Origin of the sequence: Burkholderia sp. Ac-20344, assembly GCF_017104975.1 — a bacterium.
Lineage (GTDB): Bacteria > Pseudomonadota > Gammaproteobacteria > Burkholderiales > Burkholderiaceae > Burkholderia.
The window spans coordinates 1-26,089 of record NZ_JAAGPP010000015.1 but is presented as its reverse complement, the minus strand read 5'-3'; the positions used below and the strand labels follow the sequence as shown (position 1 = coordinate 26,089).

Genomic DNA, 26,089 nt, shown 5'->3' with positions numbered 1-26,089 from the left:
GAGCCGTAGACCCCTATTTGCCTTTCGGCCCGCGCTTGTGCGGTTCGGGATCGTTCTTCTCGTCGGCAAGGATTCGGGCTGCCATGCTCTTCACGGTTTTCTTGCTGGCAGTACCGGTTTTCAGGGCGCGAGCGGCGTTGCTTGCGAGATTCTTTGTCGGTTTTTGCTTTTCTGCCACCGCAGCCTCCGCGCACTTAACAATGGTCGTACAAAGATAGTCGGGCATATCGTCACATTCAAGTAATAAGTGCGTGAGCGAGTCGCGGGTGGGGAGTTGTTACCGATTGACTCATCAGGCAAAATACACCGGTTCGGTAGCGCCCACGGGCATCTCTGCGGGTTGCGCTGCACGTTACCAATCGGCCCTTTGGCGCCCATGCGAGCGATCGCGTGTGCGTGACCGGCGGGATCAGGGGCGGGTCCGAATCGCAAGATGCGGTCCGCAACGAGGATGCCGAAGGGGCGACCGGGTCGCTTTCTGTCCCTAGAACTGTTGGGAAGGCGATTAACAAACGTGTGGGGCATCCCCCAGGCAGGGAGGCGGGCGCGCCGGCAACGTCGCGGCGCATGTCTTCGAAGCATCGCCCTCGTTGCGCCGGCCGGAAGCTGGTCTGCGCGGCCGTGGCCGCCATCGCTTGCATCACCGGGATCAAAACCAGCGTAATGGAGGTGGGAATGAGAAGCATTTGCATCGACGCGGCCGCTTCGGTCGAAGTGCTGCGCCCACGGGCATCTCTGCGGGTTGCGCTGCACGTTACCAATCGGCAACCTGCGCCCATGCGAGCGATCGCGTGTGCGTGACCGGCGGAATCAGGGGCGGGTCCGAATCGCAAGATGCGGTCCGCAACGAGGATGCCGAAGGGGCTTTCAGCCGCTGGTCTAGGGAGGATGTTCAACGCCAGCGAAGCACCTGAGATATGGCTAGAAACGCATACCATACTGCCCTGCCACTTGATGCCCTACGCGCGGCGTGGGGCATTCTATTTAAGAAATCTTCACCTCGATCCCGCAATACTACGGGCGTCGATGACATCTCCATCAACGACTTTCGTGCTGACGAAAAGGCTCGTCTCAATCGATTGGCTCGCGATTTGCACCGCAAAGCGTTCCAGTTTTCCGATCTTCGACCACACCTCATTCCGAAGTCTTCAGGAAAGGATCGGTTGATCTGCGTTCCGACGGTCCAAGATCGCATTGTGCAGAGAGCGCTTTTGAATTTTCTTTCGGATCGCTACGCGGATCGGCTTGCTAACAAGATCAGCTATGGCTTCGTGAAGGATCGTGGGGTGAAGAAGGCTGTTCACGACGCTTGTGAGATTCGAGCGAAGTATGGATGGGTCTACAAGACAGATATCGCGTCTTTTTTTGATTCCATTGATCGGTTGCATCTTGAGCGAGCGCTGAAGGCTGTCATCCGTGAGCGCTCCCTCCATCCGCTGCTGGTGCAGGCAATTGGTTGCGAGATTTCCGCGACGAAGGGGAGCGTTGCGAAGAGGATCAATCGACTCGGCATCAAAGCCGGGCGAGGCGTGCGACAGGGAATGCCGCTATCCCCATTCTTTTCCAATATCATGCTGGCCGGTTTTGATCGCGTGATTGAGCAGCAGAGTCTTCGTGCGGTCAGGTATGCGGACGACCTGATTTTCTTTGCCTCGTCTCGTGGTGAGTGTGAGGATGTGGCTGAATTCTGCGCGCGCCATCTCGCCCCGATTGGGTTGATGGTGCCACCGGTTGAGCCCGGCTCGAAGTCAGTGATATACGAACCCGAGCAGGCTGCCGAATTTCTTGGTGTGAGCTTGGTTCGCCACCAGTCCAGCTACCGGCTTGAGTTGACGCAGGAACAAATCGATGTCATTCGTGATGACCTGCTTAAGCTCGGCTCAGTCCAGGAACTCGTGGCGCGACGGATAGCTCTGCCAAAACTGGGTAACGTACTCATGTTGAGGCGAAACGGGTATTTGGCAGCCTATGACATGTGTCACAACGTAGAAGATCTGGGTCGCGAGTTGGGGAAGCTGGAGCAGCGGGTACTTCGAAGAATCTATAGCGAAGGCCTCGGGATCGATCTCGCCAAGTTGTCGCCTGTGGCCCGCAACTTCTTGGGATTGAATTGACGTAGTTCGTTGAAGAGTATGGCAATAAGTATTCGATCTTGAGGTGAACAGTGGCTGCTGCATGTGAAAATGGCAGCACGTTCGTCTTCATTGGAAATCAAATCACTGGACCTGATGATGGCAGAGAGCATTCCTCCCAGAGTATTCATTTCCTATTCTTGGGACAGCGAGGACCACAAGGCTTGGGTCCGCGCCTTGGCCGAGCGTCTCACAAAAAATGGTGTTCACGCGAGATTGGATCAATGGCATATTGTTCCAGGACAAAGCCTCACTCAGTTTATGGAGGCGGAAGTTTCTGGATGCGATTTCACCCTCGTAGTCTGCACCAAGGAGTACGCGCGGAAATCTCTGGCGCGAGTTGGCGGTGTGGGCTATGAACAGCAAATCATTACTGGAAATATTGTCTCGGGGAAGGCTAGGGAGCACTTTATTCCAATCGTTCGTGATGGCGATTTCGCTGCGGGTCCTGAGTGCTCGATACCTGCTGCATTCCACGGAACTTACGCCATTGATATGCGCTCCGACGCTAATTCGGATTTTTCAATGGAGTCGCTGCTAAGAGCGATTTTCAAAGCGCCGATGTATTGTCCGCCTGACCTTGGCGAACCTCCGATCTTCGCAGTTGATCAAGAACCGATCACAATTGAGCAAGAACAACAAGAAGGTGAGGAAATCCATCTTGCTGAACTCGATATAGATGGTTGGCGCCTGCGAAGTGGCGTTGCTAGTCACCGCCGATGGCCCGAAACGTTTGAGATTCCGGATGAGCAAGAGCGTCGTGGACTCGTAAGTGGCGACATCGTCAAGCTTATGTTCGATATACAGGTGCCAGACGATCCCGAACTCGGTGATTGCTCTAGCGAGCGGATGTGGGTCATCGTACACGAGCGATCTGGTCCCTACTATATTGGAGAACTAAACAATATTCCCGCTTGCGCCGACGAGCAGGAGCACCTGGCGGTTGGCGATCGAGTCGTGTTTTTGCCGGAACATGTCATCTCGATCTATTCGCGTGGTGGCGCAGAGGTGACAGTCGATGACGAAGATCAGGCTTAATGGTTTTTAGAATCGAGTTCTTAACCGTAATTTCCTCCCTGCTCGAAACGCTCGTAGCCGAGAGTGCGTCTCGAATTGCAAGGGGGAATGAAACGGTCTTCGTGCTTTAAAGGGCGAGGCTATATCGTCAGCTTCTTGATGTCGGTGCTGGCATGAAAACTGGCATCGCTGTGAACCCCGCATGAACGGTGGCTTTTCGCGAAGCTGGGAGAAATTGCGACGTGAGAACGCGCGTGATTAGTGGTTTTGATTAACGCGCTGGGGCTTGGGAAGCTGAGGTAATGGCCATTATACGACGCCCGCAGAACGCGCAATTCTACAGGGGTTCGGGTGGGGATGGCAAGCGGGAGGTTTCGGGCGGTGGCGTGAAAAGTGGATCCACGCTCAACGTTCTCGCTGGCGTCACGTTTTGTCATCGGCCCATCTCATCTCTGAGGGCGATTCAATCCGAACGCGCGTCAATGTTCCGCTGAAGTCGACGTTGCGTCGTCCTAGCGTGCTGGACTCGCGGTGCCTGGCTGCTTCGGGCTACTGGGTGTCGGGAACGAGTCCAGCGGTGTGCAGCTTCTTCACAACCTTATACGGGTTCCCCGCCATCAAGACGCTCGATGACTACGACTACAGTTTCGCCGTCGGGGCGCCGCGCAAGACGATTGCAATGACGAAATACCAGCATCTGAGCGCCGAAGAGCGCGCGGCGATCATGATCGAGAGGGCCAGAAACACGAGCGTCAGGGCGATTGCAAGGCTGCTTGGTCGCAGCGCGTCGACGATCACGCGAGAGCTGGCACGCAATCGTACCCGATCACGCAACTGCACGAGCGCTCATGCTGGCCGAGCGTGAGCGATCGGCCAAGATCAGGCAGGAAGGTTACGCGCGGAGAGCGATATCCGATGCTGGCAAACAATTGACGGACGAACAGGTTCCATGATGTTGAATATTTTGACCATGACCCCCGAGCAGGAACAGGATGCGCGAGCAAAGGCGTTTTATCTGCTCAAGAAGTGGACGAGTTTCACGTTCCTGGAATACGCCGTTGGACTATATCGGGACTTTCTCGGCGCGTACGCCAAACAACTGGACACACCGAGCCCGAATCAGGTGGAGCTCGAGGAAGCCTACGTACATGATTTCCTGGGGGCACTGGTGCAAATGGATCTGGGTATCGATGCATTGCGCCGAGGTCTCGACAAACGAGCAGCATACGACGCGCTGGTTATAGGAAGCCAGCAAGGTGGCGACCTGTTGTTTGGACGGAGTGCGCTTGAAATCGGTCGTAAATACGATCCGTTTTTTCATTCACTGGGACTGAAGGACGCCAACTTTTCGGACCCGGTGTATGCCACTGGCTTCGCGGAGGGGGTGTGGATCGAGAGATTGATTTGCTACGCGCTCAAGTGCTCGGTCGGATTCGGTTATATCGGGATGCTTGCATACGGAACACGTGAGGATGGCGGAACCCGCGTTTTTGAGCACTGGACCTATGAATCCATGTTCGAAAATGCGCCCCTTCCTGCATGGCGGTATTGGCCACCCGGTCGCACCTATCCCGCATCGCTTCCTCCCTGTCCGCCGAAGAACGAATCCGCAAGCGGCGAGGTTTGCAGCGATCAGGAGATTCCTGTCGAAGGTATCTGGGAGCCATGGTTTCCGTCCGGCAAGGTGGGCTGTCCGAGCTACTTCCTCAAAGGCAGTGTTGCCCACAAGTACCTGTTGGAAGGGTCCAACGACGAACATGCGGTGCGCTGGCGGCTGCTGTGGGAAGACAAGCGATACCGGGACGGCAGCATTCCGGCGGAGGAGGAAACTTACCTCCCCAAGCCCGTCGCGCAACCGAGGCTACGGGTGCTGCCCGGAGAGCCTTGTCAGCGCACTGGCTACTGGCAAAGCCCGGCTGTGAAAGATCCGGTTCATGTCGAGGCCGGAGCGCCTATGCCGGGGCCGCAGCGCACAGCGTGGGGCATGGTCATTTGGCATTATGGAGATCCTCAGCCGGATAATTGAATAGCTGCTGAGGCGGAGTGCCCCGCCCGCAAGCCCGTGTCGAAAATAGACGAGTCGGTGTCGGACGCATACAAGCCACGACAGTGCTTTCGAACTAACGTGACAGGCCTCACTTACACGATCGTTAGTCTGGAGCCGACATGTCCGATTTCATCACCGTTCTGCGCAAAACCTGCCCGACCCCGGTCCTCGATGCGACCAAGTGGAAGCGCATCGGCGGCGATCCGCACACCGTGAACCTGAATGCCTACGTCTCGAAGGACGGCAGCAAGATCATGGGCACCTGGATCTGCACGCCGGGCAAGTTCGAAGTGAACTACGAGAAATGGGAGTACTGCCACTTCCTCGACGGCTACTGCATCATCACGCCGGAAGGCGAGGAGCCGGTGCACCTGAAAGCCGGCGACGTGTTCGTGATCGAACCCGGCATGAAAGGGACGTGGGAAGTGGTGGAAACGGTGCGCAAGTACTTCGTGTTCGCCTGAGCGAGTTGATCGGTTCGGCCTGCGCAAAGGCGCCGGTCGTTCCGACGCATTGAGCCGCACCCTTCAGCCGATACCATCGAACAGGAATTGCTGCCGGGATGACCCGCGAGGGATTCCGGCTCGATAGAACTCGTTCCGGTTCGGAAACAACGCGCCGAGCGTGGTCGCATGCTCGGCCGGTTCCGCTATCCCGCCGATCGCGCCCGCGATCGACAGCATCGTGACTGGCGTTGCTTCAGGCCTGTCGTCAAACCCGTATGACGACCATTCGTGTCGTCCTCTCCCCTGTTTCCGGTGTCTGGTTTGCTGTTCAACGATCTGCGCGTTGCAGGCAGCGATCGCGTCCGTACGTCATACGGTGCGGCACGATCTGGACGCTGTCGATCGGGTCGCATGACGGTCGCGAGCCTGCAGGACATCGCGCGAGCACCTATGATGCAGCGATCCGCCAGTCGCGCCGGCCGCCATGCGGGCAGCACCTGCGAACATCGACCGTTTTCCCGGAATCCCGACCATGCGCATCACCGCGATCCACGAACAAGCGATTCCCGTGTCACGCTATGGCGATCGGGCGATCCCGCCCGGCGGCCTGACGACGAGCATCGTCACGGTCGTCACCGACGTCGTGCGCGACGGCCGCCCCGTGACGGGTTACGGCTACGCATCGGTCGGCCGTTTCGCTCAGGGCGGCCTGATCCGCGAACGGTTCGCACCGCGCCTGCTGGCCGCCGCCGACACGCTTGCGGACGAAGCCGGCACGAACCTCGATCCGTTCCGCGCGTGGCGCGCGATGATGGCCGGCGAGAAGCCCGGCGGACACGGCGAACGATGCGTCGCAGTCGGCACGCTCGACATGGCGATCTGGGACGCAGCCGCGAAGATCGCCGGCCTGCCGCTTCATCGCTTTCTCGCCGACCGGCTTGACCGCACGGCGGCACCACGCGTGCGCGTCTATGCAGGCGGCGGCTACCGCTATCCGCATGACGATCTCGCGCGTCTGTCGGACGAGATGCGCCGCATCGCCGATCTCGGCTACACGCACGCGAAGATCAAGATCGGCGGCGCGGATCTCGATCAGGACCGCAGGCGCATCGAAGCTGCCGCCATGCAATTGGCGGACAGTTCGCATCTCGCGGTCGATGCGATGAACACGTACGACGCGACGACCGTCGACGCCGCCGCCGCGATGCTCGTGCCATTCGATCTCTGGTGGTTCGAGGACATCTGCGACCCGCTCGACCTGCCGTTGCAGGCGGATTTCGCCACGCGCTACGCACCGCCGATCGCGGCCGGCGAAGCGTTGTTCTCGCTCGCGGAAGCGAAGCTGCTCGACCGCTATGGCGGCCTGCGTCCCGAGCGCGACGTGCTGGTGTTCGATCCGGTGCATTGCTACGGGCTGCCGGGCTATCTGCAGATCGTCGAGCACTTCGCATCGCGCGGCTGGCGGCGCGACGCGTTCTGGCCGCATGGCGGCCATCTGTTCTCGCTGCACGTCGTCGCGGCGCTCGGGCTCGGCGGCGCGGAAGTCAGTCCGTTCGCGTTCCATCCGTTCAGCGGGCTCGCCGATGGCGAAACCGTCGACGCGGGATACGCACGCGTGCCGCAGGCACCGGGTATCGGCTTCGAGATGCATGCCGGTGCGCGCGACGTGTTTCGCACGCTAACGAGCCGCTGACGCGTGAAGCGTGTCGATCGCGAAACGCACCGCGAAGCCGAGCATCATCACCGCGACGAAGCAATCGAGCACGCGCCACGCGAGCGTGCGGGCGAACCACGCACGGCACGCGCGTGCGCCATACGCGAGCATCAGGAACCAGACGAGCGAAGCGGTCATCGCGCCGATCGCGAACGGTGCGCGCGCGGTGGGCGTATGGCTCACGATCACGGTGCCGAGCAGCAGCACGGTATCGATCCACGCGTACGGATTGAGCAGCGAGACGGCGGCGGTCGCGAGCACCGTGCGCGAGCGCGTGGGCTCACTACCCGCGTGGGGGCCATCGATGTGCCCGGGCTGTCGCCGCCGGATCGCCGAGCGCAGCGCGAACAGGCCATAGCCGGCAAGATACGCGATGCCGGCCCACAGCGCGGCCGATACCACGCCGGGATGCCGCGACAGCAATGACGACAACCCGCGCGCGCCGAGCGCGATCAGCAGCGCGTCGCTGCCTGCACAGACGAGGGCGATGGAAAGCAGATGGGGGCTCGAGATCGAGCGCTTGATGACGAACGCGTCCTTGGGGCCGACCGACGTGAACAGGCCGGCGCCAAGCAGCAGGCCTTCGATGAAGGCAGAGGTGTCGAGCACGAGCGGGCCGACAACCTCTTAAGCTGAACCGGTGATGGTTACGATGGAAGCAACGTCAAGGGGCGCCGGGGGACGTTGTCAATGCCCTCCGGACGCGTGCGCACCGATCACCGAGCAGCGCCGCGGTCACGCACGGTCGGCCTGCCCGGCCGCCCATTCGGGCCGCTGCCCGAGCGTGTCGAACAGCCGGACGATCTCGGCTTTCACCTTCTGCACCGCGTTGCTGACGAGCGCCGTATCGTGCCAGCACAGCGACAGGTCGCGCGCGAACAGCCGGTGCGCGACCGTCGACAGCTTGAGCTTGCGCTCCTCGATCTCGACGTGCGCGGCCGTCCACGGCAGGATCGTCACGCCGAGCTGCGCCATCACGGCCGCGAACAGCAGCCCGGTCGAGCTCGCCTCGAAGCTGATCTCGTACGACAGTCCGGCCTCGCGCATCGCCCAGTCGACGCGGTTGCGGATCGTGTTCGGCGCGCTCGGCAGCACGAGCGGCATCCGCGCGATCGCGTCGAGCGGCACGGGATCGTCCGGCACCTCGAACCCGGGCCACGTGATCAGGTACAGCGTTTCCGTCAGCAGCCGGTGGATCGCGATGCCGCGCGTGTCGACCGCATCGACGACGATCGCGAGATCGAGCCGCGCACGTTCGAGCAGCGTGTCGAGATCGGCGCTCGGCGCCTCGATCAGCTCCAGCATGATGCCGGGAAAGCGGTCGCGCACCGCGCGGGCGAGCGGAATGGCCAGCACGCGCGCGGTGCTCGATGGCATCCCGACCGTCACGCGGCCCTGCGGTGTATCGGCGTCGCGGCGCAGCAGCTCGCGCGTGCCGTCGGCCTGGCGCAGCAGTTCGAGCGCGTGCCGGTACAGCGTGCGGCCGGCGGCGGTCGGCGCGACGCCGCGCACGCTCCGTTCGAGCAACTGCATCCCGAGATCCTGTTCGAGATTACGCATCTGCTGGCTCACTGCCGGCTGCGCGACATGCAGCGCCTCGCTCGCATGCGTGACGTTGCCGCATTCGACGACCTTCACGAAATAGCGCAACTGTCTCAAGTCCATCGCCGCCGTCTCCCGATTCGAGCCATAAGCCAATCCGATCGAGCAAGATGAATATCATATTTTTCCCCGATCGATGAGGTTTCTATACTCGTCTCACAAAAGAGCCAGCCTGCCGGCCATCCCGGACCGGACGCGGCCAAAGCGCCGGCCCCGCCGGCAAGGAGACGAAGATGTTCAAGGCGATCGACGCGCCGGTGGCCGGCGCGAAGCCGCGGCGCACGCCGCTCACGCGCGAGCAGGTCAAGGGCTTCTGGGCCGTGTATGCGGGCTGGGTGCTCGACGGCGTGGATTCGGTGATCTACGCGCTCGTGCTGATTCCCGCGCTGACCGAACTGCTGCCGGCCTCCGGCATCGCGGCGACGCCCGCGAATCTCGGGATGTACGGCTCGATCCTGTTCGCGCTGTTCCTGATCGGCTGGGGGCTGTCGTTCATCTGGGGGCCGCTCGCCGACCGCTTCGGTCGCGTCCGCACGCTCGCCGCGAGCATCCTGATCTACTCGGTGTTCACCGGCGCGGCCGCGTTCGTGCACGACGTGTGGGCGCTGGCCGCGTGCCGGCTGATCGCCGGGATCGGCGTCGGCGGCGAATGGGCGCTCGCGGGCACCTACGTCGCCGAAAGCTGGCCGGAAGACCGCCGCAAGATGGGCGCCGGCTACCTGCAGACGGGCTACTACTTCGGCTTCTTCATCGCGGCGTGCCTGAACTACACGATCGGCGCGACCTACGGCTGGCGCGCGATGTTCCTGTGCGGCCTCGCGCCCGCGCTGCTCGCGGTGTTCACCGTGATGCGCGTGAAGGAGCCCGGCCAGTGGCGCCGGCATGACGCACGCGACGGCGACGTGGCCGACGCGCGCCGCGCGCATCCGCTGCGCGAGATCTTCGCGCCGGCCTTCCTGCGCCGTACGCTGACGAGCGCGAGCCTCGTCGGCGTCGCGATCGTCGGGCTGTGGGCCGGCTCCGTCTACGAGGCGAGCGCGGTCAGCGCGCTGGCGGCGCGCGCGGGCATCGACCACATCGGTGCGATGCGGCTCGCGTCGATCGGCGCGGCGATCCTGTCGTGCGCGACGATCGCCGGCTGTCTCGTTGCGCCGTGGCTCTCCGAACGGCTCGGCCGGCGCGCGGCGCTCGGCGTGTATTTCGCGGGCATGGCCGGTTCGATCGTGTTTGCGTTCGGCTGGGCGTTCTACCAGCCGAACGGGCTCGCGGCGTTCATGGTGTCGCTCGCGTTCCTCGGTTTCTTCGGCGGCAATTTCGCGATCTTCTCGCTGTGGTTGCCCGAGCAGTACCCAACGCGCGTGCGTGCCACCGCGTTCGCGTTCAACGCGTCGGTCGGCCGCTTCATCGGTGCGGGCGTGAACTTTCTGCTCGGCGCCGCGATTCACGGTTACGGATCGCTCGGCGTGCCGGTTGCATGGACTGCGGCCGCGTTCGGGCTCGGCATCCTGATCCTGCCGTTCGCGGTCGAAACCCGCCACCAGACGCTGCCCGAATGAGCGGCACGCCGCGATCGTTCGGAAACCAGCTACACCCAGTCATCAATATCAGGAGTCCGGAATGCAGGCATTACAAGGAATCAGGGTCGTCGATCTGAGCCGCGCGCTGTCGGGGCCGTTCTGCTCGATGGTGCTCGCCGATCTCGGCGCCGACGTGATCAAGGTCGAGTCGGGGCCGCACGGCGACATGAGCCGTGCATGGGGGCCGTTCGATCGCGGCGTGAGCACGTACTACCTGTCCTGCAACCGCAACAAGCGCGGCATCTGCGTGGATTTCCGGCAGCCGGCCGGCCTTGACGTCGTGCGGCGGCTGATCGCGCAGGCCGACGTCGTGATCGAGAATTTCAAGGCCGGCACGATGGACGCGATGGGGCTCGGCTACGCCGCGCTGAGTGCGCGCGATCCGCGGCTCGTGATGGGCAGCGTCACCGCGTTCGGCCCGCGCGGCCCGTTGCGCGACTGGCCGGGCTTCGACCAGATCGCGCAGGGTTATGCGGGGCTGATGAGCCTCACCGGATTTCCCGACGGCGAGCCGACCCGCACGGGTACCGCGATCGGCGATCTCAGCTCGGGGATGTGGGTCGCAACCGGCGTGATGGCTGCGCTGTTCGAGCGCGAGCGCACGGGGCGCGGGCAGCATGTCGGCACGTCGCTGCTCGAAAGCCTCGTCTCGTTGCTGAGCGTGCACGGGCAACGCTACCTGAGCCTCGGCGACGTGCCGCGCCGCACCGGCAACGCGCATGCGGTGATTGCGCCGTACGGCGTGTTCGAGACGGCCGACGGGCCGCTCAACCTCGCGCCGATCACGACCGACATGTGGCTGCGGCTGTGCCAGTTGCTGGACCTGCCCGAACTGCCGAACGATCCGCGCTTCGCGACCAACGACGCGCGCGTCGCGCACCGCGACGCGCTGAAAGCGCTGCTCGAAAGCCGGCTGCGCACGCGCGGCAAGCGCGAATGGACGCAGCGTTTCGTCGACGCCGGGCTGCCGGCCGGGCCGATCAACACGCTCGAAGAAGTGTTCGACGATCCGCAGCTCGCGCATTGCGGGCTGGTCGAGCCGGTCGCGCATCCGACGCTCGGCACGCTGCGCCAGGTCGTCACGCCGCTCGGCGGGATGGGCGACGAGGTGCCGGCGTCGCGCACGCGTCATGCGCCGCCGCTGCTCGGCGAGCATACGGTCGACGTGCTGCGCGAAGCGGGCTACGGCGACGACGCGATCGATGCGCTGCTGGCCGGGCGCGCGATCTTCCAGGCGGAAGCGGTGGCGGAGGCCGTGCAATGAGCGACACGACGAAACACGAAGGGGCGTCGAACGTGACGGTCGACATGCTCGGCGAGCGGATCGCACGCGTGCGGTTCGCGAATCCGGCGAGACGGCATGCGCTCGACGCGCCGTTGCTCGATGCGCTCGTCGCGCGTCTCGATGCGCTGGCCGAACACCGTCCTCCACCCGTCGTGATCCTGTCGAACGACGGCAGCGGCGATGTGTGGAGCGCGGGGCACGACCTGCGCGAACTGGCCGACGATCGCGATCCGCTCGCGTACGACAAGCCGCTCGAACGGGCGCTGCGGCGCGTGCGGACCTATCCGGGAGCAGTGATCGCGGCGGTGTCGGGTTCGGCGTGGGGCGGGGCGGTCGATCTCGTGATGAGCTGCGACCTGGTGGTCGCGGCGCGCGACGCGCGTTTCGCGATGACGCCCGCGAACATCGGCCTGCCGTATTCGACGAGCGGCCTGCTGCGCTTCTACGACAACCTGCCGATCCACGTGCTGAAGGAGATGTTCTTCTGCGCGCAGCCGCTCGATGCGGAGCGCGCCGCGCATCACGGGCTCGTGAACCGGCTGGCAGAAGTAGGCGGTGTCGACGATGCGGCGCTCGACGTCGCGCGCACGATCGCCGCGAAGGCGCCGCTCGCGGTGCACGCGGTGAAGGAACAGTTGCGCGTGCTGCAGGACGCGCGGCCGTTGCCGGCCGACGCGTTTGAACGGATTGCCGAGCTGCGCCGGCACGCATGCGAAGGCGCGGACTTCGACGAAGGGCTGCGCGCGTTTGCGGAACGACGCGCGCCGGTGTTTCGCGGCGTCTAGGCGATGGGTTGCGCGAGCCGGGCGCCCAAGCGGCGAAAAGCGCGCTGGCGGGCTTGCGTCGTTGCGCGGGTATCGGATGCTCTGTTCGCCGCCGCCTTCGCGGGCGTGTCGCTGCGTCTCACATGCCGAGCGCGTGCACGCCGACGAGCAGCAGCGCGCCGATCGCGATCAGCAGCAGCGCGTGAATGCGCGTATACATCACGCACAGCGTCGCCGCGACCGCGATCGCGCGCGCGGCCCAGCCGCCGTCGAGCGCCTGCAGCAGCACCCACACCGACGCGAGGATCGTGCCGGCCGCGACCGGGCGCAGGCCGGCTTCGAGCGCGATCTGCCAGCGCGCGCCCTGATGCCGCCGCCAGAGATGCGCGACGCCGTAGATCAGGAACGCAGTCGGGCCGAACAGCGCGAGCGTCGCGATCACCGCGCCCCAGAAGCCGGCCACCTGCCAGCCGATCAATGTTGCGAGCAGCGAGCCGGGGCCCGGCGCCATCCGCGCGATCGCGAAATCGTTCACGAATTGCGTGGCGGTCATCCAGTGATGCACGTCGACCACCTGCCGCTGGATGTCGGCGATGATCGCCTGTCCGCCGCCGATCGTCGCGATCGACAGCGGCGCGAACACGCCGAACAGCGCGGCGTAGCGTTGCGATGCGGTCATGGCGAGTCGCTCCCGGCTGGCGTCGCTGCCGCGCGGCGGTATTCGAGCGCGACGCTCAGCGTGCCGCCGACCAGCACGGTCCATACAAGCGGCCAGTGCAGCACCGCAACCGACACGAAGGTGAGCGCCGTCACCGCGAACGGCAGCGCGCGGCGCGGCAGCCGGCGCACGGCGGTGATCGCCATCGAGATCGATAGCCCGATCGCCGCGGCCGCCGCGCCGGCGAGCGCGACATGCGTGAGCGGAAAACGCGTGAGGGTAGAGAAGCCGATGCCGAACAGCACGATCAGCACGGCCGGCGGTGCGATGATGCCGGTGAAGCCGGCCACGGCGCCGCGCCAACCGGCGAGCCGGTAGCCGATCCAGATCGCGAGGTTCTTCACGTTGACGCCCGGCAGCGCCTGCGACAGCGCGAGGCCGTTGAGGAACGCCTCCTCGTCGAGCCAGCGCCGCTCATACACGAAGTCGCGCATCATCCGGCCGCTGAGCCCGCCGCCGAAGCTAGTCAGGCCGATTTGCGAGAACGCGATGAACAGCGCGAGCACGCCGGGCGGTGGTGCATCGCCGGCAGGCGGCGCAGGCGAGGTGGTGGCGGAGGGCGGCGGCATCGGGCGGGCGGCGCGTGGCGGTTGGGCGGTCGCTCATGTTAGCAAGCGGACCCTGTCAGCACGCTGACATGGGCTCGGCGGCGACGCGATGAAAGCCGGCGGCCGAGTCGACGGGCGTGTTCAGGCGCATCCGCACATCCGCACATCCGCACATCCGCGCATCCGCACATCCGCACATCCGCACATCCGCACATCCCGCGCGGCCGCAACCCGTCGCCGCTACGCGCGCACGACCGTCACCCCCGCCGCCTCGATCGGCTTCGTCAGCGCGGCATCGGTTTCCTTCTCAACCACCACGGTGTGCGCGAGCGTAATCTCGCCGATCACGAACTGCGACGCCGCGCGCAGCTTCGACTGCGACGCGAGCACGACCGTCTCGGCCGCGCGCTCGGCCAGCGCGCGCTTGATCGCCGCTTCCTCGAAATCGCCGGTGCTGAGCCCCGCGACCGGATGGACGCCCGTGACGCCCATGAAGTACAGGTCTGCATGGATGCGCGCAATGCCCTCCATCGCCGCCGCACCGACGGCGACGATCGAATGCTTGTAGAGCCGCCCGCCGATCAGGATCACGTCGATCGACGGATGCGCGGCGAGCGCGACCGCGACACTCGGGCTGTGCGTGACGATCGTCGCGCGCAGGTCGGCCGGCAACTGGCTGACGAGCAGCGCCGAGGTCGTGCCGCCGTCGACGATCGCCACCTGCCCGGGCGCGATCATCTCTGCGGCGCGCCGCGCGATGCGCCGCTTTTCCGCGGTCTCGAGCGCCTCGCGCTGCGCGAACGGCGCGACGGCCGGCGACGCCGGCAACGCACCGCCATGCACGCGCTGCAGCAGGCCCTCGGCCGCGAGCTCGCGCAGGTCGCGGCGGACGGTATCTTCGGATACGCCGAATTGCGCGCTCAGCTCGACCGCCAGCACCTGGCCGTCGCGCGCGAGTGCGTCGAGGATCGCTTTCTTGCGTTGCGTCGTCAGCATCGTGTTTGCACGAATTTTCTTGAAGTTGCACGAATATGCACGTTACCATGGGCGCCGTCTTTTGTCGAACCGGAGGCTGGGATGGCTGCAACGCGGGACCGTGTCCGCATCGTCGATACGACGGTGCTGTCCGATGACTGGTATGTGCTGAAGAAGGTGACGTTCGATTTCCAGCGCCGCGACGGAACGTGGCAGCGCCTGAGCCGCGAGACCTACGATCGCGGCAATGGCGCGACCATCCTGCTGCGCAACGCGGATACGGGCGACGTGCTGCTGACGCGGCAGTTCCGGATGCCGGCGTTCGTCAGCGGGCACGACGGCATGCTGCTCGAGGCCGCCGCCGGCCTGCTCGACGACGCGACACCCGAAGCGCGCATCCGCGCGGAGGCCGAGGAGGAGACCGGCTATCGCGTGCGCGGCGTGCGCAAGGTGTTCGAGGCATTCATGAGCCCGGGCTCGGTGACGGAGAAGCTGCATTTCTTCGTCGGCGAATACGATGCGTCGCTGCGCACCGGCGACGGCGGGGGCGTCGCGGAGGAGGGCGAGGATCTCGAGGTCGTCGAGATGCCGCTGCAGGCGGCGCTGGCTGCGGTCGAGCGCGGCGAGATCGTCGATGCGAAGACGATCATGCTGCTCCAGTACGTCGCGCTGCGGGAAACCGCCGGCACGCGCACGGCATGACGCCGCTGCTCGTGCTGGTCGCCGGCCCCTATCGCAGCGGCACGGACGGCGACCCCGCGCGCATCGCCGCGAACCTGCACCGGCTGGAGGCGGCGGCGCTCGCCGTGTATCGCCGCGGGCACGTGCCGATGATCGGCGAGTGGGTGTCGCTGCCGCTCGCCGTCTCGGCCGGGTCGCGACAGGTCGGCGACGCGATCAGCGAGGCGTTCCTGTATCCGGCCGCGCACCGGCTGCTGCGCCGCTGCGATGCGGTATGGCGGATCGACGGCGCGTCGCGCGGGGCCGATGCGGACGTCGACCTTGCGCGGCAGCTCGGCAAGCCGGTCTATTTCGCGGTCGACGAGATTCCGGTCGCGCAGGACGATTCGGATCGCTGAGCAGGCGGGGCGCCGCCCGGCCGCGGCGGCGCCGTCGGCACACTGCATCGGCCGGCCGCCTGCATCGCCCGCGGCCGGGCGAGCGGTACGTCATGCTGTTGCATCGCGCATGCCGCGCCGTACGCGAAGCGGCGTATGATCGCGACGCCACCCGCGCACCGCTCGACGCTACCGCCGCCCCATCATGCCGTTTTCCGATTCCGCCGACTCCACTGCTGCTGCTGCTGCCGCCGCTGCGCAACTGCCCGCCGATCTCGTCGCCACCGCCGTTGCCGCGCTCGCGCGCGCCGACGCTTTGCTCGTGACGGCCGGCGCCGGTATCGGCGTCGATTCCGGGCTGCCCGATTTTCGCGGCACGGACGGGTTCTGGCGCGCGTATCCGGCGTTGCGCCACGAGCGGTTCGAATTCCACGAGATCGCATCGCCGCACGCGTTCCGTGCGCGCGCGCCGCTCGCGTGGGGCTTCTACGGGCACCGTCTCGCGCGCTACCGTGCGACGGTGCCGCATGCAGGCTTCGCGATCCTGCGCCGCTGGATCGACGCGATGCCAAACGGCGGTTTCGTGCTGACGAGCAATGTCGACGGCCAGTTCCAGAAAGCCGGCTTCGATCCGGCGCGGATCGTCGAGATCCACGGTTCGATTCATGCGATGCAGTGCCTGCGGCCGTGCACGAACGACACGTGGGATGCCGCGCCGTTCGTGCCGGACGTCGACGAAGCTACCTGCCGCCTGGTCGGCGAAATGCCGCGCTGCCCGCACTGCGGCGGTCTTGCCAGGCCCAACATCCTGATGTTCGGCGATACCGGCTGGCTCGGTGCGCGTTACGACGCGCAGGAACGCGCGCTGGAAGACTGGCTCGCGCGGGCCGGGCGCGTCGCGGTGGTCGAGATCGGCGCGGGCACCGCGATCCCGACCGTGCGCCTGCTGAGCGAACGGCTCGGCGCCGACGTGATCCGCATCAACGTGCGCGAAGCGCATGCGCGCCGCGCGGACGCGATCGGCTTGAAGGGCGGTGCGCTCGCGACGCTGAGCGTGCTCGATCGCGCCTGGCACGGCGACTGAGCGCCGCGCTACGGGCCGACCGGCGACGACCGCGCAGTTACGGCTGCGCGACGAGCGCCTGCACGAGCGCCGGCGCGATGGGTGAACCGAGGCCCGTCACGTAGTCGTAGCTGCCCGCCGCGCTGCAGACGCTGCCGCAACTGCCGTTGGACCCGGTCGTCACGTCGCGAAAGTCGCTGCCGTACGCGGTTTTGCCGACCGTATAAAGCGCGTCGTAGGTGCCGGTCAACGATTTCTTGCCGGCCGCCGTGCGCAGCGAATTGGCGATCGCGACGAGCGCCGACCATTGCGGCGCGCCTGCGCTCGTACCGCCGACCTGGAACCAGCCGGCCTGCCCCTGATAGGTGACCGAGTCGTACACGGCGAAACCGCTGGACGGATTCGCGTCGTAGCTGACATCGGGCACGCCGCGCTTGCCGGCCACCGGAATCGGCCACGCGCTCTGGCCGGCCGGCTCGGCCTCGGTCGTGCTCATGCCGCCGCCGCTGCCGCTCCACGCGGCTTCGCCGACATAGTTGCCGGCCGCATCGAACGACAGCGTCGTGCCGCCGACCGACACCACGTAGGGCGATGCCGCCGGGTACTCGGTCCCGGTACCGCTGTCGCCGGACGACGCGACGAACGTGACGCCCGCGACGTTGAAGTGGCTGTCGAAGCCGGCCTCGCTGCTGAATTCGTTGCCGCCGAAACTCATCGACACGACCGACGCGCCGCGCTTCACCGCGAGATCGACCGCGGCCAGCAGGTCGCTGAAGCTGGCGGATGCGGCCTCGACGAGCAGGATCTTCGCTTTCGGCGCAATCGCATGCACCCATTCGACGTCGAGCGCTATCTCGAGCGACCAGCCCGAATCCGTCCTGGGCCGCGTACCGCGTGCATATACCTTGGTGAAACAGCCGTTCGACGACGTGCAGGCCGGCAGCGAGAACGCGTTGCTGAACACGCCGAGATCGGACTCGATCTTCGGGTCGTCGTATGCGTCGACGATCGCGATGGTCATCCCGTCGCCCTGATTGGCGATCGAGTCGAAGCCGTAGACATGCCGGGTAAGTGCCGGTGTGAGGCCGGCGATTGTGGCCGTGCTCGCACGCGGCTTCGTGTGGAACGGCGGCCGTGCGAAGCCTTTCGGTGCACGATTGCCCTCGACGTAGGACGGCGGCCCGTTGCCGTCGGCGAGCGCGACGCCCGATGCGAGCAGCGACGCGCACAGCGCCGGAATCAACATGGACGACAGGCGGATATTGTTCATTTTTCGAGTCTCCATGTCGATGGAGTGGATTGGCGAAATAATTCTACGAAATCGACTGCGTCAATTGCATCGAATATCGGCCGGATACGGGAATGTCTGATAAGGGAAAGTACGTGGAACACGCATTTTTAAGGGTTAGCCCGCGCCGGATTGAATGGCTTTATCGATTATTGAAAGGCCGATAAATATTCGGCTGATTCAAAATGAATTCGTAATGTCAGATGTAATTGTTTGGAAAATATCGATGTGCGGTGCGCGCATGGAAATAATGAAACGCAACGCGCCATTGCGACACGATCCGGCGCTCGCGGGCCCGGCCCGCCGGCATTGCCGGCGGGGCGCGATTCCGCATACAGTTCAGCGTAGGCCGCGTCCGCCACGCGGCGGCGTCAGTGAGGAGTGCCCTTGTTCTATTCGATCGTCGCGATCTTCGTCGGCGCCGGGCTCGGCGCGTTGCTGCGCTGGTTCCTGAGCCTCGCGCTCAACGAATTCTTTCCCGCCGTGCCGCTCGGCACGCTCGCTGCGAACCTGATCGGCGGCTACGTGATCGGCATCGCCGCCGTCGTGTTCACGACCCGCGTCGGGCTGCCGCCCGAGTGGCGGCTGTTCGTGATCACGGGCTTTCTCGGCGGCCTCACGACGTTCTCGACCTATTCGGTCGAAGTGATGACGCACGCGTTGCAGGGCGAATTCGGATGGGCGTTTGCGGTGGCTGCCCTACACTTGACTGGATCGTTCGCGCTGACGGCGCTCGGCATGTGGACCGCGCGCGCGTGGCTCGCGGCGGCCTGAGCGGGCCGCCATCGGAGGGAGCGATGGACAAGATCTTCTTGCGCTTCTATGTGCACGAGCAGCACCGGCTGCACTGGAAGCCGCTGTGGGAATGGCTGCTGGAGGAGGCGAACCGGATGGGCGTCGCGGGCGGGTCCGCGTTTCGCGCGATGGCCGGTTTCGGCCAGCATCGCGTGCTGCACGAGGACCGCTTCTTCGAACTGCAGGGGTCGCTCGCGATCGAGGTCGAATTCATCGTCACCGAGGACGAGGCGCAGCGCTTGCTCGAGCGGCTGGCGCACGAGAAGGTGCGCGTGTGCTACGCGATGATACCGGCGCGCTTCGGCGTGATCGACACGCTCGGCGCACCGCCGGCGCAAGCGCCGGCGGCGTAGGGTACGACGGCGTCAGATGCCGAACATCGTCAGCGACACGGCGGCGCGCGTGACGATCATCAGCAGCACCTGCACGATCACGAACAGCAGGATCGGCGACAGGTCGATCCCGCCGAGGTTCGGGATGACCCGGCGCAGCGGGTTCAGGAACGGCGCGGTGAGCTGGTAGAGGATCGGCATCGCCGGCGAGCGCGGGTTGAGCCACGACAGCAGCGCCATCAGGATCGTCATCCAGATCACGAGATTGAGCGCCCACTTCACGACGGTGAGCAGCGCGACCACGACCAGCGTCGCGATCACCGCGGCCGGGTCGAAGCCGGCCATCACGACCATCAGCACGACGTAGACGAGCGCGGTGAGCAGCGCGGCGACGACGCTGGCCCAGTCGATGCCGCGTACGCCCGCGATCACGCGGCGCAGCGGCAGCACGAGCCAGTTGGTCGCCTGCAGCACGGCCTGCGTGACGGGGTTGTACGGCGGCACGCGGACGGCCTGCATCCAGACGCGCAGGATCAGCGCGGCGCCGAACAGCGTGAAGACGGTATTGAGCAGAAAACGGGCGATCTCGCCGAACATCGTTGGCATCCTTTTTTAGTCAGTAGCGTGCGGCCGCCAACGCCGGATGGCGGCGCATCGGCCGACACCTTATCACGCCTCGTCTCGCGACGGGGAGGGGGGCGCGGCCGTGCGTGCGAGCGACGTTTCGACGGCTTCGGCGAGCGCCGGCAACGATGCCGGCGGCGTGGCGCGCTGCGCCGCGAGCGCGACCGCGCGGCGGGTCATCAGCGCGTACAGCGTCGCGTGATCGCCGCCGCGCGTTTCAAGCAGTGCCAACTGGCGTTCGACGATGCCCGTATCGCCGCGCGACACGGGGCCGGAGAGCGCGTTCGCGAGCCCCTTGTCGCGCGCGGTCTCGATCGTGCCGGCCAGCATCGGCAGCAGTGCGCGCAGCGCGGCTTCCTCGTCGAAACCGAGGCCGCGCCACAGCTCGACCGCTTCCGCAAGACCGCACAGCGCGAAGCTCGCCGCGTAGTGTGCGGCCGCGTGATAGAGCATCCGGCCGCCGGCCGGAATCGACAGCGGATGGCAGCCGAGTGCGGCAGCAAGTCGCATCAGCGTCGCATGCAACGCGCCGTCGGCTTCGATCGTGACCGAGCAGCCGTCGATGCGGGCGAGGTCGGCGTCGGTGCCGCCGAACAGGTAGAGCGGATGGAAGCCGCCGGTGGCCGCGCCTTGCTGCTTCGCCGGATCGAGCAGCGCGACCGCCGACGCGCCGCTGCAGTGAACGACGGCCTGTTGCGCCACGCGCGACGTGTCGAAGTGCAGCGCCGCGGCGGTCGACGCGAGATGGTCGTCGGGCACCGTCAGGAAAATCAGGTCGGCGCTGTCGGCGACTTGCTGCGGCGTGTCGACCGCCTGGCAGCCGTCGATGCACGCGGCGAGTGCCGCGGCCGACGCGGGCGTGCGGCTCGCGATCGCGACGACCGGAAAGCCGGCCCGCGCGAAGCGCTGCGCGACGCAGCGCGCGAGACGGCCGGCGCCGATGAAGCCGAGACGGGGTGTGTCGGGGAGGGACATGGCAGCGGGCGTAAGCGAAAACGAAGCAGCCGCCAGTATCGCAGGAATGACGGCGGGGCCGCGAAAGGACAATTTCCGCGCGGACACGTGCGTGACTTACCGGCAGGCAGCGCGATCGATGCGTGTACCGGCGCCCGGCGTCACGGTCGATTCACGATCCTGGAATCCGACCCCGAAACATATCGCACCCGTATCCCGCTTGAAATGTCGGCATCTTGTCTCAAATTTGTAATCGTTCATTACGGTCGCGTGCCCGCTGCGCGCGCCGTATCCGGTAAGACTGACCGGCCATGATGTCGCGACCCGACTCGTCGGACGGAATCGCGCGACCCGCAAGGGTCGCCGCGGGTGCTGCAAGCCATACCGTACGGCGGTTCCAGCCGCGTGCAATTGCAATTTGCAACAAATGCACGATACGCGCGGGGCGGGTTTTCGCTACATTGCTCTCATGCGACGTGCATGCCCGCCGTTGCCGACAGGAGCGCATAAAATACCGCTCCAGCAGGAGAATCGAAGTGAAAAAGCTCATTCCGTTCATCGCCGCCGCCGCGCTGGGCCTGGGTGCCGCAAGCGCCGCACAGGCTCACGTGTCGATCGGGGTCGGCATCGGTATCCCGGTCGCACCCGCGTACCCCGTCTATGCACCGCCGCCGCCCGTGTACTACGCGCCGCCGCCGCCCGTCTATTACGCACCGGCACCGGCGTATTACGCGCCGCCGCCCGCCGTGGTCGTCGGCGGCTATGGTGGCTACTACGGCCGTCCGTACTGGCGTCACGGTTACGGCGGCTGGGGGCATCACGGCTGGCGTCGCTGATTCGTGCCGCGCGGCCTGACCGCGCGTGGCAAAACGGCGCAACGTCCCGCGAGGGGCGCTGCGCCGTTTTTTCTTCCGGGCCGCCGCCCGGCTTCGACGCGCGGCCCGTGCAGATCAGATCGGTTGCGATTACACCGCGTGCACGATCAGGTCGCGGTAGCCGCCGACGATCACGCTGTACGAGAAATACGCGAACAGCATTGCCGACGCGACGTGACACGCACGCATCAGCCCGGCGCCCGCGCGCTTGCGGCCCTGGCTCGCGAGCGTGCACATGAAGAGCGTCCACGCGAGGCCGCCGAGAAAAAAGCCCGACAGGAACACCGACGCGGTGGCCGGCGTGGTCGCGCCGGCTTTCGCGATCAGTGCGCCGCCGACCGCCGCGAACCACAGGATCGCGCTCGGTGACGACATCGCGAGCAGCATTCCGCGCAGGAAACTGCGCCGCGCGCTGGCGCGCGGCTGCGGCGTATCCTCGGCATCGTCGCCGGCCGGCTTGGCCGGTGCGAGCGCTTCGCGCGCCATCTTCCACGTGAGGAACAGCAGCACGGCGCCGCCGCCGATCCACACGATCCAGCGCACCGGCTCGAACTGCAGCAGCACGGCCATCCCCGCGAGCGCGAGCGCCGCATAGACGAGATCGCCGACGCACGAGCCGATGCCGAGCCAGAAGCCCGGCCGGAAGCCGTGCGACAGCGTCAGCGACAGCATCGCGACGTTCACGAGGCCGATGTCGAGGCACAGCGACAGCGACAGAAAGAAGCCGTCGGACAGCATGGAGGCGGGCGGAAAGGTCATCTTCGTCGTTCTTGTGGCGATGGCAATCCACGGGCCGGCAGGCGCCGGCCGCGTGGCGTCAGAGTCCGATCTCCTGCCAGAGCCGGTCGACGCGCGCCTTCACGGCCGCATCCATCTCGATCGGGCGGCCCCATTCGCGGCTGGTTTCGCCCGGCCACTTGTTGGTCGCGTCGAGCCCCATCTTCGAACCGAGGCCGGCGACCGGCGACGCGAAGTCGAGATAGTCGATCGGCGTGCTGTCGACCATCACCGTGTCGCGCACGGGGTCGACGCGCGTCGTGATCGCCCAGATCACTTCCTTCCAGTCGCGGATGTTCACGTCTTCGTCGACGACCACGATGAACTTCGTATACATGAACTGCCGCAGGAAGCTCCACACGCCGAACATCACGCGCTTCGCGTGGCCCGCGTAGCTCTTCTTCATCTGGACGATGGCCATCCGGTAGCTGCAGCCTTCGGGCGGCAGGTAGAAGTCGGTGATCTCGGTGAACTGCTTCTGCAGCAGCGGCACGAACACCTCGTTGAGCGCGACGCCGAGCACCGCGGGCTCGTCGGGCGGCTTGCCCGTGTAGGTCGAGTGGTAGATCGCGTCGCGGCGCATCGTGATGCGCTCGACGGTGAACACCGGGAACCACTCCTGCTCGTTGTAGTAGCCGGTGTGGTCGCCGTACGGGCCTTCGAGCGCGTGCTCGTACGCGGCGGACGCATTGCCGGCCGGGCGCGGCGGTGCGCCGGCCGGAGCGGGGGCGGGCGTGCCTTCCTGCGGATAGATGAAGCCTTCGAGCACGATCTCCGCGCGCGCGGGCACCTGCAGCGTGTCGACGCCGGGCGTCAGGCACTTGGCGAGCTCGGTGCGGCTGCCGCGCAGCAGGCCGGCGAACTGGTACTCGGACAGCGAATCGGGCACGGGCGTCACCGCGCCGAGCGTCGTGGCCGGATCGGCGCCGAGCACGACCGCGACCGGATACGGCTTGCCGGGGTTCTGCAGCGCGAATTCGCGGAAGTCGAGCGCGCCGCCGCGATGCGCGAGCCAGCGCATGATCAGCTTGTTGCGGCCGATCAGCTGCTGGCGGTAGATCCCGAGGTTCTGCCGCGACTTGTTCGGCCCGCGCGTGACCGTCAGGCCCCACGTGACGAGCGGTCCCGCGTCGCCGGGCCAGCAGGTCTGGATCGGCAGCCGGTTCAGGTCGACGTCGTTGCCTTCCCAGACGATTTCCTGGCACGGCGGCGACGACACCGACTTCGGCGCCATATCCCACACGGCCTTCGCGAGCGACAGCAGCTTGCCGGCGTCCTTCAGGCTCTTCGGCGGATCGGGTTCCTTCAGCGCGGACAGCAGGCGCCCGAGATCGCGCAGCGAATCGAGCGCGGCGTCGTCGCCCGCATCGACGCCCATCCCGAGCGCGACGCGTCGGGGCGTGCCGAACAGGTTGCCGAGCACCGGGAAGTCGTAGCCGGTCGGCGCATTGAACAGCAGCGCAGGGCCGCCGGCGCGCAGCACGCGGTCGCACAGCTCGGTCATTTCGAGCACGGGCGACACGGGCTGCGTGACGCGCCGCAGTTCGCCGAGCGCCTCGAGGCGCTGGATGAAATCGCGTAAGTCTTTGTATTTCATGAAGATGGTCCGGGCCACCCGCATGGCGGGCAGCGATGGGCGGGCGCAGCGGCCGGCTGCGGCCCCGAATCGACCGACGATTTTACCCGGGCCGCCGTCCGACCGCCCGGCCGAGAAAAAAGTCGACCGCGCGCAAACCCCCTACGGCACGGGGCTCGCGATCTGAAGAGGGTTCTTAAATTACTTTTTGTTATAATTTGAAGGTTTTATAGTGTTGACGATCTATAAAACCCTGCTAGAATCCGCTCAAATTGGCTGCAGGGTAAAAGGCTTCGAGCCGCCAATCACCGATCTTTGACGCAGCGCGTCACCGTCCGCCGAATCCTGCACGGCGTATCCGACGGCCTTAGTCGTAGTCTCAGCCAGCGCCACCAGACGCTGGTTTTTTGCGTGGGTGCCACCGCGTATGCCCGCCTCGCCCAGTGTGCGAAGGTGCCGGCCCTCTTACACCGTGGCCTCGAACGGTACTTATACCGTTTCCCCGATGTCTGCACGCCCCAACCAAAGCGTGCGGCGTCGTGATTCCGCGGCGCGTTACCTGTCTCGCCATCGAGCTGAGCGAGCCGCACGAGTCATGTTCATGGGAGATGATCTGAATGAACGCTTGGTTATCGTGGCGTCCTAGTGAGCAGCATGCGCAGTTCGTGCGCAGCATGCTGCGTCGCGGGACGCGTGTCAGTCACCATCTATTCAGCGTTGTCGGCTGTCTCGCTGTCGCAGTTGCGCTCGCACTGTGGCTGCTGCCAACCGTCCGCGGCACGCTCGCCGCGAAGCTGATGCCGGTCGTATCCGCGGCCGTGCAAGCCGGGCCGGCCCGTCTGCTGACCGGCCATCCGCTGCCGAACTTCGCGCCCGCCGGCGCGCAGCCGCAGCAGCAGGAAGACAGCCCCGAAACGGACGCGCTTGCGGTCGGCCTCGACGTCGCACCGGAAGCCGCCGCGCAGGGCGATGCGTCCGATACGGCCCGCAACGGCCCGTCGCCCGTCGCGCTTGCCAAACTGATCCCGTCCCAGCGCGTGGCGGCCGATGCGCGTGACGACCGTGCGCTCGCATCGAATCGCGAACAGGCGCTCGTCGCGACCTACCTGTCGCGTCGTTACCGGGTCGCGCAGGAGCCGCTCGGCCAGCTCGTCAAGGCTGCGTTCCAGACCGGCCGTGACGTCGGCCTCGATCCGCTGCTGCTGCTGTCGGTGATGGCGATCGAATCGGGCTTCAACCCGTACGCCGAAAGCGGCGTCGGCGCGAAGGGTCTGATGCAGGTCATGTCGAAGGTCCATTCCGACAAGTTCGAGTATTTCGGCGGCACCGATACCGCGCTGCAGCCGCTTGCGAACCTCCAGGTCGGCGCACTCGTGCTGAAGGATTGCATCGCACGTGGCGGCTCGCTCGCGAACGGCCTGCGCCTGTACAACGGCTCGACGAACCCCGACGACAACGGCTACGGTTCCAAGGTGATGGCCGAGCGCGGTCGCCTGCGTGACGTCGCGCGTGGCCGCAGCGTGCCGCTCAATGCGCCGCAGGCGCCGGCGAAGCCGATCGTCACGGCCGCCGCCGTAACGGCAGCAGCAGCAGGCGGTGCGAAGCGCGTACGTGCGACGCTCGAAACCTCGACGTCGGCGAAGTCGGCGGCATCGAAGGAAGCCGCGTCGCAGGACGACACGAGCGTCGATACCGCGAAGCAGTCGCACGGCGACCGTTCGGAGCTTGGCGCGTAACGTGTGGCGGTAGCGCACCGCATGGCTCAGGCCGGCAGGAAATGAAAAAGGCACCCGATTGAACTGCACCCCAAAAGTTGGACACCCGTCCAACCTTTGGGGTGTTTTTCATGACGAAGTACAACGAGCAGTTCAAGCAACGCATCGTTGACGAGTATCTTGCCGGCGGAATTGGTATCAAGTCGC

The 26,089-nt window shown here is 65.7% G+C and carries 28 protein-coding genes and 2 pseudogenes; 17 read left to right on the top strand and 13 right to left on the bottom strand.

Going from position 1 to position 26,089, the window contains the following annotated elements; all coding sequences use genetic code 11:
• Window positions 1-13 precede the first annotated feature (13 nt).
• Window positions 14-226, bottom strand: a complete 213-nt coding sequence (locus tag G3N64_RS07430; protein WP_126877948.1) for a hypothetical protein — start codon at window positions 224-226, stop codon at window positions 14-16.
• Between the two features lie 691 nt (window positions 227-917).
• Between G3N64_RS07430 and G3N64_RS07425 the strand changes: the two genes are divergently transcribed.
• The 6 genes and pseudogenes from G3N64_RS07425 (at window position 918) to G3N64_RS07400 (ending at window position 5,660) form a co-directional block, all read left to right on the top strand.
• Entirely contained in the window at window positions 918-2,114 is a 1,197-nt protein-coding gene (locus G3N64_RS07425) for a reverse transcriptase domain-containing protein (RefSeq protein ID WP_205783181.1), read from the top strand.
• Between the two features lie 69 nt (window positions 2,115-2,183).
• Window positions 2,184-3,170 (top strand): toll/interleukin-1 receptor domain-containing protein, encoded by a 987-nt coding sequence (locus G3N64_RS07420; protein WP_080750988.1) that lies wholly within the window; start codon window positions 2,184-2,186, stop codon window positions 3,168-3,170.
• Between the two features lie 577 nt (window positions 3,171-3,747).
• Window positions 3,748-3,825 (top strand): annotated as a pseudogene (locus G3N64_RS07415) (IS21-like element ISRso6 family helper ATPase IstB); the annotation flags it as partial.
• Between the two features lie 3 nt (window positions 3,826-3,828).
• A pseudogene (locus G3N64_RS07410) lies at window positions 3,829-3,969 on the top strand (helix-turn-helix domain-containing protein); the annotation flags it as partial.
• A 129-nt stretch (window positions 3,970-4,098) separates the two neighbouring features.
• Entirely contained in the window at window positions 4,099-5,175 is a 1,077-nt protein-coding gene (locus tag G3N64_RS07405; protein ID WP_205783180.1) for an Imm72 family immunity protein, read from the top strand.
• 140 nt (window positions 5,176-5,315) lie between these two features.
• The gene (locus G3N64_RS07400; protein WP_027783759.1) at window positions 5,316-5,660 is read left to right on the top strand and encodes a cupin domain-containing protein; all 345 of its coding nucleotides are present in this window, start codon (window positions 5,316-5,318) and stop codon (window positions 5,658-5,660) included.
• A 63-nt stretch (window positions 5,661-5,723) separates the two neighbouring features.
• On the opposite strand, the gene G3N64_RS07395 is transcribed toward G3N64_RS07400, so the two are convergent.
• Window positions 5,724-5,879, bottom strand: a complete 156-nt coding sequence (locus G3N64_RS07395) for a hypothetical protein (protein ID WP_205783295.1) — start codon at window positions 5,877-5,879, stop codon at window positions 5,724-5,726.
• Between the two features lie 295 nt (window positions 5,880-6,174).
• On the opposite strand from G3N64_RS07395, the gene G3N64_RS07390 reads away from it, so the two are divergent.
• Window positions 6,175-7,335, top strand: a complete 1,161-nt coding sequence (locus G3N64_RS07390) for an enolase C-terminal domain-like protein (protein ID WP_205783179.1) — start codon at window positions 6,175-6,177, stop codon at window positions 7,333-7,335.
• On the opposite strand, the gene G3N64_RS07385 is transcribed toward G3N64_RS07390, so the two are convergent.
• Window positions 7,321-7,965 (bottom strand): LysE family transporter, encoded by a 645-nt coding sequence (locus tag G3N64_RS07385; RefSeq protein ID WP_205783178.1) that lies wholly within the window; start codon window positions 7,963-7,965, stop codon window positions 7,321-7,323. The genes G3N64_RS07390 and G3N64_RS07385 overlap by 15 nt on opposite strands.
• Window positions 7,966-8,091: 126 nt before the next feature.
• On the bottom strand, window positions 8,092-9,021 hold the full coding sequence (locus tag G3N64_RS07380) for a LysR substrate-binding domain-containing protein (protein ID WP_205783177.1): 930 nt from the start codon (window positions 9,019-9,021) through the stop codon (window positions 8,092-8,094).
• Between the two features lie 170 nt (window positions 9,022-9,191).
• On the opposite strand from G3N64_RS07380, the gene G3N64_RS07375 reads away from it, so the two are divergent.
• From G3N64_RS07375 to scpB, 3 genes are all read left to right on the top strand, one after another.
• Window positions 9,192-10,514: an MFS transporter gene (locus G3N64_RS07375; RefSeq protein WP_205783176.1), complete on the top strand. Its 1,323-nt coding sequence runs from the start codon at window positions 9,192-9,194 to the stop codon at window positions 10,512-10,514.
• 61 nt (window positions 10,515-10,575) lie between these two features.
• Entirely contained in the window at window positions 10,576-11,799 is a 1,224-nt protein-coding gene (locus G3N64_RS07370) for a CaiB/BaiF CoA-transferase family protein (protein WP_205783175.1), read from the top strand.
• Window positions 11,796-12,605, top strand: a complete 810-nt coding sequence (gene scpB / locus G3N64_RS07365) for a methylmalonyl-CoA decarboxylase (RefSeq protein WP_205783174.1) — start codon at window positions 11,796-11,798, stop codon at window positions 12,603-12,605. Before G3N64_RS07370 ends, scpB begins: the two co-directional genes overlap by 4 nt.
• 118 nt (window positions 12,606-12,723) lie before the next feature.
• Here the strand turns inward: scpB and G3N64_RS07360 are convergent, their stop codons facing one another.
• From G3N64_RS07360 to G3N64_RS07350, 3 genes are all read right to left on the bottom strand, one after another.
• Window positions 12,724-13,263, bottom strand: a complete 540-nt coding sequence (locus tag G3N64_RS07360; protein WP_205783173.1) for a chromate transporter — start codon at window positions 13,261-13,263, stop codon at window positions 12,724-12,726.
• Window positions 13,260-13,871 (bottom strand): chromate transporter, encoded by a 612-nt coding sequence (locus tag G3N64_RS07355; RefSeq protein WP_205783172.1) that lies wholly within the window; start codon window positions 13,869-13,871, stop codon window positions 13,260-13,262. The genes G3N64_RS07360 and G3N64_RS07355 overlap by 4 nt, the downstream gene beginning before the upstream one ends.
• Before the next feature lie 219 nt (window positions 13,872-14,090).
• Entirely contained in the window at window positions 14,091-14,846 is a 756-nt protein-coding gene (locus G3N64_RS07350; protein WP_175005844.1) for a DeoR/GlpR family DNA-binding transcription regulator, read from the bottom strand.
• 81 nt (window positions 14,847-14,927) lie between these two features.
• Here G3N64_RS07350 and G3N64_RS07345 point away from each other — a divergent pair, with 81 nt between their 5' ends.
• From G3N64_RS07345 to G3N64_RS07335, 3 genes are all read left to right on the top strand, one after another.
• Complete coding sequence (locus G3N64_RS07345; protein ID WP_205783171.1) at window positions 14,928-15,527, top strand: NUDIX domain-containing protein; 600 nt, start codon at window positions 14,928-14,930, stop codon at window positions 15,525-15,527.
• On the top strand, window positions 15,524-15,904 hold the full coding sequence (locus G3N64_RS07340) for a DUF4406 domain-containing protein (protein WP_205783170.1): 381 nt from the start codon (window positions 15,524-15,526) through the stop codon (window positions 15,902-15,904). Before G3N64_RS07345 ends, G3N64_RS07340 begins: the two co-directional genes overlap by 4 nt.
• A 184-nt stretch (window positions 15,905-16,088) precedes the next feature.
• A complete protein-coding gene (locus G3N64_RS07335) occupies window positions 16,089-16,967 on the top strand; it encodes a Sir2 family NAD-dependent protein deacetylase (protein WP_205783169.1) in 879 nt (292 codons plus the stop codon).
• 37 nt (window positions 16,968-17,004) lie between these two features.
• Here the strand turns inward: G3N64_RS07335 and G3N64_RS07330 are convergent, their stop codons facing one another.
• A complete protein-coding gene (locus G3N64_RS07330; protein WP_205783168.1) occupies window positions 17,005-18,216 on the bottom strand; it encodes a S53 family peptidase in 1,212 nt (403 codons plus the stop codon).
• Between the two features lie 405 nt (window positions 18,217-18,621).
• Here G3N64_RS07330 and crcB point away from each other — a divergent pair, with 405 nt between their 5' ends.
• Window positions 18,622-19,008: a fluoride efflux transporter CrcB gene (gene crcB / locus G3N64_RS07325; protein ID WP_027788140.1), complete on the top strand. Its 387-nt coding sequence runs from the start codon at window positions 18,622-18,624 to the stop codon at window positions 19,006-19,008.
• 23 nt (window positions 19,009-19,031) lie between these two features.
• Entirely contained in the window at window positions 19,032-19,382 is a 351-nt protein-coding gene (locus tag G3N64_RS07320) for a DUF190 domain-containing protein (RefSeq protein WP_205783167.1), read from the top strand.
• A 12-nt stretch (window positions 19,383-19,394) separates the two neighbouring features.
• Here G3N64_RS07320 and G3N64_RS07315 read toward each other — a convergent pair whose 3' ends face one another.
• From G3N64_RS07315 to G3N64_RS07305, 3 genes are all read right to left on the bottom strand, one after another.
• On the bottom strand, window positions 19,395-19,958 hold the full coding sequence (locus G3N64_RS07315) for a YggT family protein (protein WP_006488584.1): 564 nt from the start codon (window positions 19,956-19,958) through the stop codon (window positions 19,395-19,397).
• 72 nt (window positions 19,959-20,030) lie between these two features.
• Entirely contained in the window at window positions 20,031-20,960 is a 930-nt protein-coding gene (locus G3N64_RS07310) for a DUF2520 domain-containing protein (protein ID WP_205783166.1), read from the bottom strand.
• A 220-nt stretch (window positions 20,961-21,180) separates the two neighbouring features.
• Complete coding sequence (locus G3N64_RS07305; protein ID WP_205783165.1) at window positions 21,181-21,489, bottom strand: hypothetical protein; 309 nt, start codon at window positions 21,487-21,489, stop codon at window positions 21,181-21,183.
• Between G3N64_RS07305 and G3N64_RS07300 the strand changes: the two genes are divergently transcribed.
• Entirely contained in the window at window positions 21,476-21,775 is a 300-nt protein-coding gene (locus tag G3N64_RS07300; RefSeq protein ID WP_175036418.1) for a hypothetical protein, read from the top strand. The two genes, G3N64_RS07305 and G3N64_RS07300, sit on opposite strands and share 14 nt — an antisense overlap.
• A gap of 129 nt (window positions 21,776-21,904) precedes the next feature.
• Here the strand turns inward: G3N64_RS07300 and G3N64_RS07295 are convergent, their stop codons facing one another.
• Together G3N64_RS07295 and G3N64_RS07290 are read right to left on the bottom strand one after the other, a co-directional pair.
• Window positions 21,905-22,573, bottom strand: coding sequence for a LysE family transporter (locus G3N64_RS07295; RefSeq protein WP_205783164.1), 669 nt, complete (start codon window positions 22,571-22,573; stop codon window positions 21,905-21,907).
• A gap of 58 nt (window positions 22,574-22,631) precedes the next feature.
• Complete coding sequence (locus G3N64_RS07290) at window positions 22,632-24,188, bottom strand: UbiD family decarboxylase (RefSeq protein ID WP_205783163.1); 1,557 nt, start codon at window positions 24,186-24,188, stop codon at window positions 22,632-22,634.
• Window positions 24,189-24,784: 596 nt separating this feature from the next.
• On the opposite strand from G3N64_RS07290, the gene G3N64_RS07285 reads away from it, so the two are divergent.
• Window positions 24,785-25,903 (top strand): lytic transglycosylase domain-containing protein, encoded by a 1,119-nt coding sequence (locus tag G3N64_RS07285; RefSeq protein ID WP_205783162.1) that lies wholly within the window; start codon window positions 24,785-24,787, stop codon window positions 25,901-25,903.
• Window positions 25,904-26,089 lie beyond the last annotated feature (186 nt).